The organism is Vagococcus allomyrinae, assembly GCF_017829975.1.
Classification (GTDB): Bacteria; Bacillota; Bacilli; order Lactobacillales; family Vagococcaceae; genus Vagococcus_D; species Vagococcus_D allomyrinae.
Window position 1 is genome coordinate 424,659 of sequence record NZ_JAEEGA010000002.1, and the last position, 16,088, is coordinate 440,746.

A 16,088-nucleotide genomic window follows, 5' to 3' on the forward strand; every position below is an offset into this window, starting at 1 on the left:
ATGAAACTAGAAGATATCGCACGAATTGCAAATGTTTCAAAATCAGCTGCTTCTTTAGCACTGAATGGAAAACCTGGTGTTAGTGAAACAAAAAGAGCAGAAATACTCAAAATTGCCAAAGAAAATGATTATGTCCCCTTAAGGAAGCACGTAAAAAAAGAGGACCTTCAAAATCTATTAAAAATACGCTTTGTAGCCTGTACGAATGAAGGAGTGATTTCTAAAGATTACGATCAGCTCCCCTTTTTTAAAGAACTGCTTTCTTCACTTTCAACTGAAGTCAGTTTTCATGGCCACTCTTTGTCAACAAACACTTATCCCAAAGAAAACTTGTTAGACGATTTAATTAAAAGTGAAGGAAATGATCCTAGTGATGGCATCATTGTTTTAGGAACTAATCTGACTTACCATCAAATTGGCCAAATCAATAAGAAGTTTAAAAATTTAGTTATTTTAGACACCCACTGTAATAATATCAATTGCAATACTGTTACAATGAATAATTATTTAGGCGCTTTTACAGCCACTCAACATTTAATCGACATGGGCCATACGACTATAGGCTATATAAAAGGAACCCCAAGAATTAACAACTTTCATGACAGACGATCAGGCTTTAAAGAAGCGCTTAAAATCAATCAAATTAAAATAGAAGACTCTCCCGTTTTCTATTTACCTGGAATGGAGATCAGCTTGATTCAAAAAAAATATGAGCAATTTCTTGATTTTACCGAAAGTTGTACAGCTATTTTTTGTGAGGATGATTATATTGCCATCAGCGTGATTAAGACTCTCAACAAAGCTAAACGTCCTGTCCCTAGCAGTGTGTCCGTTATCGGATTTGACGACATTTCCGAAAGTCGAGTTATTTACCCTGAATTATCGACTGTCCATGTCCCTATTAAGGATATCATCCAAGAAGCTATCAGCATTATTGAGCGGGGAACACAAGGGAATTTTGCTAAAAAGCAAGTCTTCGTTAATGCCAGTCTTGTTCTCAGAGACTCTGTAAAAAACATCAACTTGCCTAGGCGTAGATAAACTATCTAAATGATTGGCGATGTGATAACACTACTTCAACTAAAAAGATAACTCTGATTATCAGATAAGTTGTTACTTCTTATTCCCATACTATTAAAAACCTCATTATCAGCCGATGGCTATAGCTAATAATGAGGTTAATACACTATATTCTCTAACTTTCAATACCAACTCACCAAAAGATTGTCTTAAAAGCAAGCTTTCGGTCGACGACTTCTAATACATGATACACGCCTTTACTCTCTCACGAGTCTTTCTCTGTTCAATTTACTTTTCGACAGCACTTTTTTTATTATCTCATTACTAGCCTAAATAACTTTAGCATCTCCCAAATAAATCTTATTAAAAATCTCTATATCAACCATTTCCAATAGAATCTATTAATCCCCCTGATACCATTGACGGACTTTAAAGATTTCTTCATCAGTGACACCGTGTTCTCCATCAGTTATCAATAGCTCGACCTCTCTAAAGTTGGCTTTCATTCGTTTACTCAGTGCCATAATGTCGCCAGGTACCACTAAAGGATCATTAGCGCCAGTTGTCAACAGTATCCGGCTATCTCCAACTGAATTCAAATAGTCTAAATGAAACTCTTGAGGGTGAAGTAGGATGATCCGTTGCGCAATATTTGGTCGTTTTTGCAAAATTCCCTGTAACAAATTAGCACCATTGGAGTAGCCAATAAATGTAATTTGCGGATAAGCCAAAGCTAAATTATCCCATTCTTTTAAGAATTGATCCACTGCTGAAGAAAAACTTCCATGGTCTAGCTGACCATCCTTCGGTAAAGGAAAATAGCGTCTTTGCTCACCTGTCTGATAGTCTCCAACAAAACTAATGACACTCGCCTGCGGATCTAATTCTCCTGTTAGAAACAGTAGACTAAACTCGTTTCCTCCTGTACCATGTAGTAAGACAAACAGATCTTCTGAACTTTTTTCAGAAATAAAATGTTGCATCACGCACCTCCAAATTTTAGTAAAGGAATGACTATAAGATGAAAAGTTTAGGTATCCACCATGTCTCATCCCTTGTTGCTGATATTCATGTATCCTTTCAATTCTATCATAACCTACTCGGATTGAAACTGCTAATGAAGACTGTCAATCAAGACGATCACACCATGTATCATTTGTTTTTTGCTGACGAGGAAGGGCGTCCTGGAACAGAATTTACCGTTTTTCAAATCAACACCTTCAAAAAAAATACTTTCGGCACCAACGCCATCGATCGAGCTGTGTTTTCAGTCACCTCAGAAGATGCCTTAAATTACTGGTTACAACGCTTTGATGCTCATCAAATAGAGCACTGTGGCATTGAAACTTATGGTCATAGCAAAATTATTCGTTTTGAAGACCCTGATGGCATGCCCTTAGGGTTGTCTCTGGCTTCCCAACCAGATGGCCATTTTTATCCTAATCATCAAAGCGAGATCCCTCTTGAACATGCCCTTATTGGGATTCATTCTGTTCATCTGCGTGTTCGTTATCCTAAAGCAACTGAAAAAATTCTCGTTGAGTGGTTCGATTTTGAACGGACAGAGTTCTTAGTAGATACGCCATTCCCAGTGACCGTCTTAAAAAATCGACACAGTGAGTTTCAACATGAAATTCATTTAATCGAAGACCATGTTGCACCACTAGAAGACCAAGGAATTGGTGGAATTCATCATTTAGCTTTGTATGCTGAAGATTATTCAGACTTGTTAGCGATTAATGAAAAAATAATTGACAAAAACTTTCCGAATTCAGGCTTACATCCTCGAGAATTTTTTGATGCCATTTATTTTAGAGAGCCGAACGGCATTTTATTTGAAGTTGCATCAAAAATTAAAAAAGTGCCTGAACCGTGCTCAGCAGATACTATTGATGAAGTTCCGTTATACTTGCCTGATTTCCTTCAAAGTAAACGAGACCGTATCGAAAAAGACCTGTTGGCAATTGATAACTATCGACGTGAAAGCTAAGGAAGGCTCACAACGGAAAAAAAGGTGTTGATGACTAACAGCCTCAACACCTTTTTTTGCGTAAAAGAAGCATGACCGGGCGTTCCTTGATTGACGATTAACTCCCCCTCGAGAACCGATTGTTTCACGCTATCTTCTGCGATCTGCTTATGCAGACTCCTTTTTACTCACTCCCTCTACCAATCGACCAACGGGTATCTGGTAAAGCAACTCCTTGAGAAATTAAAGCAGTAATATAATACTTATAGAAGGCTGCCTTGATAGTGGTCTGATTGGCATTTCGCGTATGTAGGGTCACTCGGTAATAAAAATTACCGTCTGCTGCATGGGTCAGCCCTTGAATGGTTGGCTTCTGCTTCACTTCGGGGTGTTTTGGCAATTGTTCGTCGCTGACCTTCTCGATGATTTCTTCAATTTTAAAAATGCTACTATCTAAAAATATCGGAATATCAATGCTGACTCGCATTTCACTTTTAGAGAGATTATTGACAATTCCGATTTTCCGATTCGGCACATAGCTTAATATGCCATCATTGCTTTTAATTTGAGTCGTACGAATGCCGATCGCCGTGACATACCCCTCAACAGTGTCCAAAACGATATAATCCCCAACGTCAAACTGGCGCTCCAAAACAATAAAGAAGCCGGTAATGGTATCGTTAAAAAAGCTTTGTGCCCCAAGTCCAATGCCAATACTCAAAATACCCGCCCCAGCCATTAGCGTCGTCACTGGTACCCCAAATATTGTCAAAATAATGTAAATATAAATGGCAATCCCCAGATATTTAAACACGTTTAAAAACAATTTATAGAAAGTATTAACTCGTCGTTCATAGGCTGTTGATTTTTTTTGATAGGCCGAAAACAACTTGGAAACAATCCGATGACTAAAGTGTTGATATAGGAAAAAAATAAGGGTTGCTATTACTAATTTTCCACCTTTTTCAAGAACAATCGTCAACAGTTCTTCCAGTTCCTTACTCATATCGTCACCTCCATTTATTCTGAAGTCATTATGCCTTTCTTGCCCCTCTTGTTTAACGGCACCGCCTTCTGTTAGACACCGCTTAACTAAAGACCTTTCCTAAAATATTGACCCCAATAAATAACAACATCATGGAAAGAATTACCGAGTTATTCTGAATCAACCAGGTCTTTGCATTTAGCAACCTTGGTTTCATTTTGACAGGATCTCTAAAATAAACAATCGTTGGAACAATAATGGAGGAACTCGACAACATCACAAACAGAATGACTAGCACCAAATAGTTTACCAACGTTATTTCCATGACTCCCACACTAGCACCAGCCGAAATTGTCAGTAATAAATTGATAGGATTTAAGGTGGCAAAGGCAACCCCCATAAGCAGTGCTTTTTTAGCGGTTAGTTGGCCCATCTTATCTAATATTTCAGGCGTCTTTACTTTAACGCCAACCTTTGGACGCTTTTTAAACTGATCAACTGCTAGCAAGATTAGTCCTGTTCCCAACAGAAAAAATAAGACTTTTTTTAATAAATGTGGCTCACTCGTTCCTTCAACTGCCAAGCTAGAGGAGGCTACTGCCAAAAGAAAGACAGTCAAATTTCCCAGACTCCAACCTGCAATGTATAAAAAACTCGGCAATTTTTCTTGACTATCTCCTAGCAAAATTAGAAATATACCCACGATTGGAATTGGACTTAGCGCAATTCCCAAAGCCGAGTTTAATAATTCTGAAATAGCATTTCCCATGAGACGCTCCTCTTTTCTGATTTAAATTAACAACCTTCTTAAACTCATTCTTGTTTAACCATGCTCTCAATCAATTTGGGTGTTTTCAATCTCTTTGCCAAGAAAATAAGAAATAATGGTTCTGATAACGACAACTGCTGCAAGCACCAAGATATCTTCCAAGGTCGGATTCATAATCGACTCAATGATATCCGCCGCGATTAAAATTTCCAAGCCCAATAAGATATAGGTTCCTAAGTAATTTTTGATGATGTTGTTATGTTTGGCCGTCTCTAATCGCGGCAACCCTCTCCCTTCATTTCGAATAAAATCCCAAACAGCTTTAGCCACACCAAAGACTAATATCATAATGGAAATAGCGTTTAATGCTAGAACCATCAGGTGAACGATTGGTTCGATATAGGTTATTTTCCTTGCCTCCTATTTATGATGGCGACGCCTTGCTCATTGACTAGCATCAGTGGTTTCAGCTGGTTTTTGAGTGGGGTCCGTCGACTGGTTTTGCTGTTCTTCCAACTTGTTTTTCAGTTCTTCCACTTTTAGTTTTAAGTTAGCTATTTCTTCTTGTAAACTGGTGATCAGCTGTGCTAATTTTTCATTTGTTTCAGTCGACGCCTCCAACTGACTGGACACTTGGGGAGATTCAACCTGACTTTCAACGACCGGCTCCGTTGCCGGCACTTGCTCTGACAAGCCTTTTCCTGCTAAATAGGTGATCAAGCCCACTAACACCAGCAAAACCAGCCAAAACCACATTTGTTGATAAAATGGTTTAGCCGGAGCTTTGGTTGCTTCGACCTTCAACACAATGACTTGGTCATCATCATGGTAAATTTCCACATGATCGCCTAATTTAGGTTTAAAATCTAAGGCATCATAAGCCACCCTGATTGCCGAATGGTCTTTAGAGGCGATCACCACCTCTGTTTCTTCTAACTTGATAATCTTTGCCATGGTCAGCCTACTTTCTTATATGACAAACAAGGGCTTGGGCTTTTTTCCCAGCCCTTTTGTCAAGACTACTGTTTTATCTGTTAGGTATTAAAATGATTCAGCGATGTTTTTAATCCCAAAAAACATAAAGCCCATCCCAACAGTAAACGATAATGTAAAGTATGAAACGACTGGATGATAAAATAGCAACAAGCCAATCAGAATACCTAAGATATTCATAATCAGTGAGAACCAAAATGCGCCTTTACTGACTTTTTTGATTTCGCCTAAGGTAAACAAACCTGAAATGGATTGTACCAGACACCAGATAGCAAAAAAGTATGGGGTAATCAACAAGCTATACCAAATATTGACGATGATTAAAATCCCTAAAATAATGGTAATTACCCCCAATATAATAAGTAAGACATTGCTTTTCTCTGACTTAACCGCGGAGGCAATCATTTGAATCCCACTGGCAATCATGGCAATTCCAAAAAAGACTACCACGTTTAAAACGTTAAAATTGGGATTATTAAAAGAGATCAGTGAGGTTATAATCAATAGTATGCCTAAGATTAATTTTCCCCAATCAGTTCCTTTTTTTACTGTACTTTCACTTGTCATCGTAATGACCTCCTATTTGTAATTAGTCCGGTCGCTTCTCCTAATTATGACTAGAACCGACTTAATTTGTTTATTTAGTTAATGCGTCTTCAATATTTTTGACAATGTGTTGCTCATTGATTTCTGCTGTTAGTCCCTTTTTCTTAACAGCATCTCGAAAGTCGCCAATGGTGCTGGCAAAGTAATAATCAATGCCGTCCTTCGTTAGTTCTTGTAAAAATTCTTTTAGTTTATCTGCCGCCGTCGTGTCAATGCTAGAAATCGCATGGGCATCGACGATGATTTTTTTGGTTTCCGGCTGTATTTCACGTTTTATTTCTAAGGTAAACTCATCAATATTAGTGAAGAACAACGAGTTACTGTAACGATATATTAAGGTGCCAGTCACACTTTTAGCCAATGGATTACGTTTGATATCATAAAAGTATGAATCAGTTTCATCAGGTATTTTCCCTAAGAAAGCTGAGGAATTAGCTGACTTGGTCACAATTATTAAAATAAATGATAAGATGACCCCAACGATGATGCCAACCAATATTCCAAATAACAAGACTACCAACATCGAAACGCCCCAGATAATCCCTTCTTTTTGTGAACGTTTCGTCACTCGTTTTAGTGTCTGCAGCTCGGCGCTTAAGACACCAAACAGTGCTGAAAAGACAATCCCCGATAATGCTGGTTGCGGCATGTAAAAAAGCAAGCTACTAAAAAACAGCAATACTAAGGTAATGATTCCGGCAGCGATTAAGGAGACCAATTGTGTTTTCCCTTTAAACTGTTCGTTGGCAGCTGTTCGTGAGACACTGGCACTGGTTGGTAAGACACCGGAAAATGCTGACATCACATTGGATGCCCCAAAGGCGAATAGCTCTTTATTTTCTTGTAATTGATAACCGTTTTTATTGGCAAAACTTTTACTCGTTAACAAAGAATCGGTCATTAAGACAATGGCACTCAATAAACCACCTAGTATGGCGTAGGGTAACTTACCACCGGAAAAGATCTGGGGCACATTAATTGGCGGCAACCCCTGAGGAATCTCCCCTACGACCTTCACACCATAATCGTCTAATTTCAATAGGGACGAGCTAATGGTTGCCATAATCAAGACGATGATGGGGAAAGGAATCTTGGTCGAAAATTTTTTTCCGATTAAGATGAAGGCAATTGACACCCCACCGACAACTAAAGCCGTTTTATTTATTTGACTGAATTGCGTGATAATGGCGGTGATTGTCTCTCGTAATTCAGAACCTTCGCTGGAGATTCCTAAAATTTTAGGAATTTGTGACAGCATGACAGAGGTACTAATGCCAAAAATCGCCCCACTCATCACTGGGTCTGATACATAGACGGTTAATTTACCTAATTTCATAACAGCAAAGACCATCATGAATAAACCAGTAAATAACGCAATGGTTGAAATAAAGGTCAAGGCTTCCGCCGATCCTGCAGTGAGCCCAACAGCTACCACTAAGGAGCCTGCAATCGCAGCTGAGGACGAGTCGACCCCAAAAATCAGCTGCGGTGAACTGGCAAATAGCGCATAAACAATCACCGGTAGGACCGAAACATAAAGTCCGTATATCGGTTGTAGCCCAGCGATTTGGGCATAACCCATGGCCACAGGAATACTTAAAGCTGCCACCGTAATCCCTGACAACAGATCATTGATCAGGTATTCTTTTTTATACCCTTTAACTTTACTTAACAACTTGGGTTCCTCCTTCCACTAAACTTATCTGATTATATAGTTCCTATTAAATAATGACGATGGAACTATCTGTTCGGATTATTTTACAGAATGTATATAGCTGCTTATTGAGACTCCCCAATAAGCAGCCCCCTTGCCTATGAGTCCTGTCTACTCTTTTTGAATGGCAGGTAATTGATAGTCACCACTTAGCAGTTCTTCTTTTGGCTGATAAACCCGTAACATCGGTCTAAACTTACCTGGAGGTGTCGGCAACCAATTGGCTTTGCCGATGTCAGTCTCAGGTTGCGTATGAGAAAGGGTAATGGTTAAAGAACCATCGTCATTGTATATAATCCCCTTGGTTCGATCTCCTAAAGAATAGCGATTAATTGGGTTGTTAACCAAGTAAAACTCCGGCACGTCATACATCGTCAATGACCAAAAACCATTTGTGGGAACAGGTTTAAAGGTTACTGTATAGCTGTGCTGACCGTCTAAAGGTTGTTGATCACTGTCGTTCCAAATCGTCGGGTAAATCGCTTCGTAACTATTATTTCCCCACAGACCACTCATAGCCGCTAAAGCCCGCTGAACAATCGCCTCAGATCGTTTTCTAATGATCCAACGAGGTTCATTTATCGCTCCAACTTCAAAATAGCACTCATTATAATCAAACATGTGCAATGAAACATCCCAACCGTTGACGTTACTGGCATCGGCATTTTTTTCCTGGATCATTTGCTGAATCAAGCTGACACCCGCAGGGCCAACTGCTTCAAGCGTACTTAAGACGTCTTGATCGGCCAAATTCACCAATGAGGTATCTTTATCAAGCAAACCTAACCGTTCAAACTGACTTTCAATTTTAACCTGATCGGCCACGGAAGAAGGAAACTGATTGATATAAAGGCGCATACTCTCAAAGAAATGCAGCGCTTCTGGCACATCTTCACTGATTTCCGGCAAACCTTGTCCTTTATTTTCCGGCTGTTCTACGGTAATGCTAGTCCCAGCCTGTAGCTCTTTAATGATTGGTAATTCTTCAATGCCTGAAATCGCCCATCTGAAAATAATGATGCCCACAGTCGTTGGAAATTCAATTTTGATCATATTTTCAGGAACATTGCCTTGATAGTTAGGGGGGACCAGATAAAAATCCTGAGCTTCACACCCCGTGCTTCGTTGACCAATATAAGCAAAGTTATTGCTCCAAGCATCAACAAATTGCCCGACGTAATAACGGTTATCCGTGTTGGGCACATGGAGAATAAGCGGTCCAACACTCAGATCAATGCCCACCCAAGAATACAGTGTGTCATTGTTAACACTGACAAAGGTGTCCTTGTCATTAGCCAGATGAGAGGCGTGACTCAAGGTGTTAAATGGCGCTGGTGTGCCTTCCATCCCTTGAATTAAATAACGCTTGATTTGTTGAATACCAAAAACCAATGGAAAGCCATAGACATAAGCCTTCTCCGCTAACTCGCGCGTACTGTCTTGATCCAAATTATTATAGTTCATCATAAAAACTCCTTTTCCTATTTTTTTGTTGGATAGCTTTATTTTTAGAACGCTTTACCCAGTATTTTAATGCCGATAAACAGCAGCATGACGGCGGTGATGGTATCATTGTTATATATCAACCAATTTTTCATTTCAGCTAATTTATGGCTGATTTTATCTCCCATAACGCTAAACAAAATGGTTGGTATGACAATGGTCGATGTGGCAATCAACCCAAAAAGTAAAATTGCCAGACCGTCTTCTGAAATAGACTGTGTAACTGCCCCTGCTGCGGCTCCTGCCGACAGTGACAGCAATAAATTTTTGGGATTAGCCGACGAAAGAACGACGCCAAAACCAACTGCTCCCATCGGTTTTAATGAGGTCATCTTAGCAAACCATTTGGGGGTTTTTGGCTCTTCACCCACTTTGGTGCGCTTCATAAAGGTTTTAATCGCAATAAAAATCAATAATCCTCCCAAAACAGCAAATACCAATTTTTGAATAAGGTTGGTATCCCCGCTCTCACTGGTTGTTACGCCCATAAAGAACAGGGCCAGTATAAAGGTGGTCAAATTCCCAATTAACCAACCGATAGAGAAAAACACGCTATTTCCTTTGGCATTTTCCCCTAATAGGATTAAAATCAGTCCCACGATCGGCAGCGGGCTAATGGCTATTCCCAAAGCGGGTGTCAATAGTTGTGATAGTAGTTCCATAATACTTCCTTCCTCTCTTTGTTCTAGCTAATTTCTACTCCCTGACGTTGGAAAGCTAAACTAATTTTGAAAAAAGCAGATACGTCACTCCGATGGTTCTTCAGATGGTTGCTCGCTTTCCAAGGTAGGAATAAAACGCCCAGCAAACTTGTAACGATCGCGATTTTTAATGTATAACAACCCAAAGATTGAAAAGACAATCGCCCCTATAAAGTTAACAATCAGATCTTTCATCGTATCGATTAAGCCGATGTCCAAATAACCTCCTTCAATCACCGTTTCAACGGGACCTTCCTTATTAGCTTGAGAATATATCACGGTTTGTTGAATATTATCGACAATTACCGGAATATTTTTGCCGTCTGGCTCCAGCTCAACTGTCGAGATTCGTTGCACGATTCTATCCTTCTGCATGTCCATATTTAATAATTGGTCACCGGTAAATTCGAAAAATTCCCACATAACGCCAATCGTCATGGAAAAGCAAAATGACACAAGGGCAACAAACAGAGGAGACATTGAGATATGAAATTTATCGTTGCGGTTTAAAATATCAATTAGCGAAAAACCAATGGCGGCCGCTAAAAAACCATTTAAGGTGTGCAACATGGTATCCCAATGTTTAAAGGTGCCATAAAAATTGTTAATCTCCCCTAAAATCTCTGCTGAAAAAATAAACAGCAGGATAATCGCCTCTAAGGTATTAGGCAAACGAACCCGCAACCGTTTTTCTAAAATACTTGGAATAAGAAAAAGAATCAACGTCAATAAACACATAAAGACGTTATGCCAATTTCCCAGCATCATCTGCCGGATCATCGTCGCTAAAACTAATAGTCGTAAGACGATATATAAGCCTAATTTTGTCTCTCTTTTCTTAAAGATATTTTTTATCCCCATAACCTCACCTACTCTTTCACATCATTTACTCTTTGAGACTTCAACTGCTGAGGGGTGTTCTCATTCCTCAAGGCTGTCAGCTGCCGCACATTCAGACAAAATTTTAGCAATTTCTTCCCAGTCTCTTTCAGTCGGTTGCGTTTGCCAGAGGTAAAATCGCTTACTCTTGACCTGCTCCGTATAAGGAATTCTCATATCCGAAATAAACACATCGTAAGAAAAAGTCGACTGTTGGTTATCCTTGGTAATATCCACGCTTAATTTCTGTTTTGCTCGATTCAATAGCTCACGTTTTAAATCAGGCTCTGTCAAAGGGGACTTAACACAACGTAATTTAACATAAAGCAGAGGCTGAAATAGCTGAATTAGCTCGCTTTTTTCCAGAACACGATAGACTTCTGCTAGTAATAAGTCATTTCGACCGCCCTTTTCAGGGGTGATCACCTTGCTCACTTTGTTATAAACTTCTGGCAAACGGTTCACGAACTGCTGATTCTTATTTCGCGTGGCCGACAATTGCAGATGCAACTGAGGGAAAACCATGGAATAGATACAAATGGCCAACAAACGGAATTCCAAGATAGGGTTATCAACTAGGGGTTTATCCGTTGAGACTGCCACTAACTGCTGGCGTATGGCGAACATCAATTGATAGGCTTGACCATTTTGCTTTTGATACCAGCGGTTTATTTTTTGATAATCCAAATGTCGCTCATCTAAAAAGGGATAAGAGACGATCAGTAAGCGCAAGAAATTTTCTTCATTTTGCCGATAGTCAGGAGGAATAATGGCTGGCATTAAATCGGAAACCGAGGCGATATACGCCTTCCTATACGGGTCCACGTATTCGACTCCTGCCATTGACTGTATGAATTTTTTTTGAGAGTGGCGCATAAAGTTAATCGCCAGCCGAAACATCACTTGAATCACTTCCACTTTCGAATATTTAATATTCCCAAAATCCGTATAATCTTTGACGGATAAATAGACAGTATCGCTGGTGATCGTTTTAAAGGGCCAGTCTCCATCATCGGCCACACTCCAATAAAAATAATACAAAAATTCACGGATCGCCGCTTCCTCACCGACAAGATCAGCGCTAGGTACACTGATCTCCAGCTTATTTTTAGCGAGCACTTTATTAAGTCGCCTGACATGACGATAAAGAGTACTTCTTGAAAGATACAACTTGGTCAATAAATCGTTGAGGCTAATTTCGTTTGATTGAACCAAGGCATCGATTAATTGATAACTAACTGTTTGCTTCACGTATTTACTTTGAATTAGCTGAATACTGGTTTGAGCATCTGTTTTTAGGTAGACCCCTTTTAATGGATCTAATAAAATTTCAAATACATTGTCTTCTGTTTGAGAAAACGCTAATAGCTTTTCGATGTCTTTTCTGATTTTATTGTCGGACACCTGGAGCTCAGATGCGAGCGTGTCAATTTTCCACCAGGTTATCGAACGATTTAAGAAATCAAGGAGCTGTAGTTGCCGCTTTTCAGAACTGGTTAACAAGCTGATCATTAAGCTTCCTCCTGTCTCTGCTTCATTCAGTTAGTTACTTTTCACCTTGAGTGTGATTATTTTTTGTCGTTTCGGGTGTTTCATTAAATCGATGAATATACTCTGCTCGCTCAGCTTCAGAGAATACGCCGCCTTTTTTAGCTTTTTTCTTCAGCTGAGCATTACTTTTTTCTCCGCGTAACCACGTTTTTAAGCCCATTGAATCACCTCTACTTCCTTTGAGCGACACCTTTCCCTAAGCAGCGCAACTACTTGGCAACCACTTTTGGCTTAGATGCGGCCTCCTTCCTTTGGCTCAATTGCTTTTTTAATGATTTAATCGTCTGTTCATCGCGATTTCGCTTAGTTAGAAAGCCTACTAAAAAGCCAACCCCGCCTAAAACAATAATCAAGAAAAATAAAGGGATATTGATTCTAAAAAACAACATGTTAATCGTGATTTTATCAAAATTCAAGCTGGCAAATAAAATAAATAACCCGACAATCACTAGAATGATGATGCGTTTAGGTGTCATGATTTCTTTTACTTTTTCCATGTTAATGCCTCCCTTAACTGCCTATCGTGACTGCTCAATTTTTACTAAAGGTGGTATCACATACTGCTGGGTAGTAATCTCATCTGTGGGTAAATACATCCTTAAAATAGGTCTAAATTGCCCTTCAGGTGCTGGTAACCAGTTAGCTCTTTCCTCTGCAGAACTTGGCGGTGTTGCTGATATCGTCAAAGTCAAAGCCCCATCTGCTTGATAAATCAGACCTTTGGTACGATCGCCAATTGAATAACGATCGATCTCATTGGCGACCAAATAATAATTTGGCACATCGTACATCGTAATCGACCAAAATGCTTCTACAGGCGGTTCTGGTTGCAAGGTAATCTGATAGGTGTGTTCTCCCGTCAAAAAGTCACCATTTGAATCAACGTAAACTGGCGCATAGCAGGCCTCATACCCATGGTTGCCCCACAAACCACCTAAAGCGGCGGCTGATCGCTGAATATAAACGGCTTTCACCTCTGCAACTGTTTTTGTTGGCATCACCCACTCACTCGATTTGACTGTGCCTAACTCGAAAAATTCGGTATTGTAATTGAAGACTTTATAGGCTAGCTGCCAACCATTTTGTGTGTCAATATCACCATGTAAGAGATAGTCTTTAAGAAAGGCCTGTCCTTCTTTTTGCCCCGCTATCAGTGCTTCTAGAAGCTCAGCCGCTGGGTTGATAAAAGGTGATGACTCTTCCAAAAGGCCGAGACGAGCGATGTCTTTTTGGATTGTTTGGAAAATTCTACCATCTGGGAAGTTTTGTAAATAAACTCTTAACTTCTCCCAAAACAGCAATGGTTCAGACACCTTTTCCAGATTTAAGGAGTTCTTTAAGCCCGTATTTCCTTCCATTGCGAATAATTTAGTGGCTTTCTGAAGGGCGAGAACCTCTGGTAAATCGGCTTCCCCTTCGCAAGCCCATCTGCCTAGAATTGAGACCATCGTTGTCGGACAGTGAATGACTTGGGCATCAGTAGACTCAATTTCTTCTGACCCTGGTGGTAAAAAGATAAACTTACCGCCCCCATTTCCAATGGATCTGGTGCCTACATAAGCAAAATTATTGGTCCATGCATCGATACATTGGAAAACAAAATAACGATTGCCTGTTTTAGGCACTTCAAAATAAACGGGCCCGCCACTCAAATCCAATTGAGCCATGGAATAGACGGTGTCATTATTAATTGTCACAAACGTGTCTTCTGGTCCGGCCAAGCTTTCAGCGTGACTAAAGCGATTATAGGGAGCGGCCTTATTGGCCCCTACCCCTTGAGTGACGTGCCGGACAATTTCATCTACATTAAATACCAGTGAAAAACCATACACATAAGCTTGTTTAGCGATTTCTGTTAAGTTCATTTCTTTTCCTCCTTCATCTCTGTTGGAAATTCTTGTTTTTGTTTATTTAATTGCCTAATATCCAAGATGTACATAATAATTACCTTTGTTACGGCATAGACGGGAACACCTAAAATCATGCCTAAAAGGCCAGCCAAATTCCCTGCTACTAATAAAATAACAAAAATAGTCAGGGGATGGACGTCCAAACTTTTCCCCATGATATTGGGATAAACCAGATTACTGTCGACTTGCTGAACCACAAGAACGACCACACATGCTAATAAAGCCGTTAGTGGTGAATCAAAGGCTGTCACAAAAATAACGGGTGCTAAGCCAATATAGGGACCGATGTAGGGAATGATATTAGTGGCGCCAGCTAAAAAACCAAAAAGTAAAGCGTAATCGACCCCAATGATTAAATACCCAATAAACGTCCCAATTGCCACGAATAAACATTCAATCGCTTGACCACTTATATATGAAGAAATCGTTTGGTTCATTTTTTTTATCAGGCCTGCCACTTCTTCTTGATGATCAAGGGGCATCGCTTTTGTCACTTTCTGAACCATTTTCCCACTGTCCTTAAGCAAGTAAAACAACACCATCGGAACTGTAAAGGCTACGACCAACACATTGACAATATTACCGATAAAGCTCAAAGCCCCTGTACTAATAGAGGTTAGAATATTTTTGGAAATACTGCTAATCGACATGTCTGTCGATGCCATAAATGTTTCAATTTCCTCTTTATTGATCATAAACTTGGTGCTGTTTTCCTCTAACCACTTGCCAAGATCTTGAAGGAAACCGGGAATATTTTTAATCAATTCGGTTATTTGACTAATTAATCCCGGAATAATCGTTCCAACTATTACAACCACACTTAAGATCAACAATAAAAAGACAATTAAGACAGCAGTGGTTCGTTTCCATTTTAATTTTTTATGAATGTACTCTACTAGCGGTTTAAGTAAATAGAACAAAAAGAACGAAATAAGAAACGGTGCAAATAGCGTTTGAATCATCACTTGCAGCGGCTTAAAAACAAACAACGTATGACTTGCGACCAACACAAGGGTAAACAATACTAACAACTCAACCGACCAAAAAAACAACTTCGACTCTTTAAATTTCCCCATCTTCCTGACCTCCTTACCAACTATTTGCTAACTTCTTTAGCCAACTAATGTCCCTCACACCTCCAATCAACTTGCCTTTTAGTTCATATTCACGTATGGTCTGCTAAAATGAACGCTATTCCCTGAAAATAATAAATGACTGGACTACCCTAGTTACTATTTCTAAAAGGGAGTGGTCCTGGTTGATAATAGACATTTCTTTTTTAGTTGTCACTAGCCTATCACGAGCCACAGTCACCTTATTATTTTTCGCCTATAATAGAATTTTTTTGTTGGCAACTAAAAAAATAAACTTTTTATTTCGTATAAAAAATCCGTTTATTATAAACTTTTCTTCTATATGACAATCAGATTTATGTGAAAAGTTATACTTACGCACTCATCCGCTTTTATAAACCCCTCTTAATTTCCC

General features: G+C 39.5%; 17 protein-coding genes. 2 read left to right on the forward strand and 15 right to left on the reverse strand.

From position 1 onward, the window contains the following. The gene (locus I6N95_RS04630) at positions 1 to 1,041 is read left to right on the forward strand and encodes a LacI family DNA-binding transcriptional regulator (RefSeq protein WP_209525186.1); all 1,041 of its coding nucleotides are present in this window, start codon (positions 1 to 3) and stop codon (positions 1,039 to 1,041) included. A 380-nt stretch (positions 1,042 to 1,421) separates the two neighbouring features. Here I6N95_RS04630 and I6N95_RS04635 read toward each other — a convergent pair whose 3' ends face one another. After that, a complete protein-coding gene (locus I6N95_RS04635) occupies positions 1,422 to 2,003 on the reverse strand; it encodes an alpha/beta hydrolase (RefSeq protein WP_209525187.1) in 582 nt (193 codons plus the stop codon). Between the two features lie 38 nt (positions 2,004 to 2,041). Between I6N95_RS04635 and I6N95_RS04640 the strand changes: the two genes are divergently transcribed. After that, complete coding sequence (locus I6N95_RS04640; RefSeq protein WP_209525188.1) at positions 2,042 to 3,010, forward strand: VOC family protein; 969 nt, start codon at positions 2,042 to 2,044, stop codon at positions 3,008 to 3,010. A 163-nt stretch (positions 3,011 to 3,173) separates the two neighbouring features. On the opposite strand, the gene I6N95_RS04645 is transcribed toward I6N95_RS04640, so the two are convergent. The 14 genes from I6N95_RS04645 to I6N95_RS04710 all read right to left on the reverse strand — a co-directional run bounded on the left by I6N95_RS04645 (position 3,174) and on the right by I6N95_RS04710 (position 15,676). Continuing rightward, positions 3,174 to 3,995, reverse strand: coding sequence for a mechanosensitive ion channel family protein (locus I6N95_RS04645; RefSeq protein WP_209525189.1), 822 nt, complete (start codon positions 3,993 to 3,995; stop codon positions 3,174 to 3,176). Positions 3,996 to 4,077: 82 nt separating this feature from the next. Next, positions 4,078 to 4,743 (reverse strand): GAP family protein, encoded by a 666-nt coding sequence (locus I6N95_RS04650; protein WP_209525190.1) that lies wholly within the window; start codon positions 4,741 to 4,743, stop codon positions 4,078 to 4,080. Positions 4,744 to 4,809: 66 nt separating this feature from the next. Then, positions 4,810 to 5,121, reverse strand: a complete 312-nt coding sequence (locus tag I6N95_RS04655; RefSeq protein WP_209525191.1) for a DUF1622 domain-containing protein — start codon at positions 5,119 to 5,121, stop codon at positions 4,810 to 4,812. Between the two features lie 66 nt (positions 5,122 to 5,187). Next, entirely contained in the window at positions 5,188 to 5,697 is a 510-nt protein-coding gene (locus tag I6N95_RS04660) for a hypothetical protein (RefSeq protein WP_209525192.1), read from the reverse strand. 87 nt (positions 5,698 to 5,784) lie between these two features. Next, positions 5,785 to 6,303 carry a DUF308 domain-containing protein gene (locus I6N95_RS04665; protein WP_209525193.1) on the reverse strand — a complete coding sequence of 173 codons (519 nt, stop codon included), beginning with the start codon at positions 6,301 to 6,303 and terminating at the stop codon, positions 5,785 to 5,787. 70 nt (positions 6,304 to 6,373) lie between these two features. Continuing rightward, positions 6,374 to 8,017, reverse strand: coding sequence for a SulP family inorganic anion transporter (locus tag I6N95_RS04670; RefSeq protein ID WP_209525194.1), 1,644 nt, complete (start codon positions 8,015 to 8,017; stop codon positions 6,374 to 6,376). Positions 8,018 to 8,167: 150 nt separating this feature from the next. Further along, positions 8,168 to 9,520 (reverse strand): DUF1254 domain-containing protein, encoded by a 1,353-nt coding sequence (locus I6N95_RS04675; RefSeq protein ID WP_209525195.1) that lies wholly within the window; start codon positions 9,518 to 9,520, stop codon positions 8,168 to 8,170. A 44-nt stretch (positions 9,521 to 9,564) separates the two neighbouring features. Beyond that, positions 9,565 to 10,221, reverse strand: a complete 657-nt coding sequence (locus I6N95_RS04680; protein WP_209525196.1) for a GAP family protein — start codon at positions 10,219 to 10,221, stop codon at positions 9,565 to 9,567. 84 nt (positions 10,222 to 10,305) lie between these two features. Beyond that, complete coding sequence (locus I6N95_RS04685; protein WP_209525197.1) at positions 10,306 to 11,121, reverse strand: DUF2238 domain-containing protein; 816 nt, start codon at positions 11,119 to 11,121, stop codon at positions 10,306 to 10,308. 60 nt (positions 11,122 to 11,181) lie between these two features. Continuing rightward, positions 11,182 to 12,651 carry an AcpB/EbpR/MafR family transcriptional regulator gene (locus tag I6N95_RS04690; RefSeq protein ID WP_209525198.1) on the reverse strand — a complete coding sequence of 490 codons (1,470 nt, stop codon included), beginning with the start codon at positions 12,649 to 12,651 and terminating at the stop codon, positions 11,182 to 11,184. Positions 12,652 to 12,685: 34 nt separating this feature from the next. Further along, complete coding sequence (locus I6N95_RS04695) at positions 12,686 to 12,850, reverse strand: hypothetical protein (RefSeq protein ID WP_209525199.1); 165 nt, start codon at positions 12,848 to 12,850, stop codon at positions 12,686 to 12,688. A 49-nt stretch (positions 12,851 to 12,899) separates the two neighbouring features. Then, positions 12,900 to 13,187 (reverse strand): LapA family protein, encoded by a 288-nt coding sequence (locus tag I6N95_RS04700; protein WP_209525200.1) that lies wholly within the window; start codon positions 13,185 to 13,187, stop codon positions 12,900 to 12,902. 21 nt (positions 13,188 to 13,208) lie between these two features. After that, positions 13,209 to 14,555 carry a DUF1254 domain-containing protein gene (locus I6N95_RS04705; protein WP_209525201.1) on the reverse strand — a complete coding sequence of 449 codons (1,347 nt, stop codon included), beginning with the start codon at positions 14,553 to 14,555 and terminating at the stop codon, positions 13,209 to 13,211. After that, complete coding sequence (locus I6N95_RS04710; RefSeq protein ID WP_209525202.1) at positions 14,552 to 15,676, reverse strand: AI-2E family transporter; 1,125 nt, start codon at positions 15,674 to 15,676, stop codon at positions 14,552 to 14,554. The genes I6N95_RS04705 and I6N95_RS04710 overlap by 4 nt, the downstream gene beginning before the upstream one ends. Positions 15,677 to 16,088 lie beyond the last annotated feature (412 nt).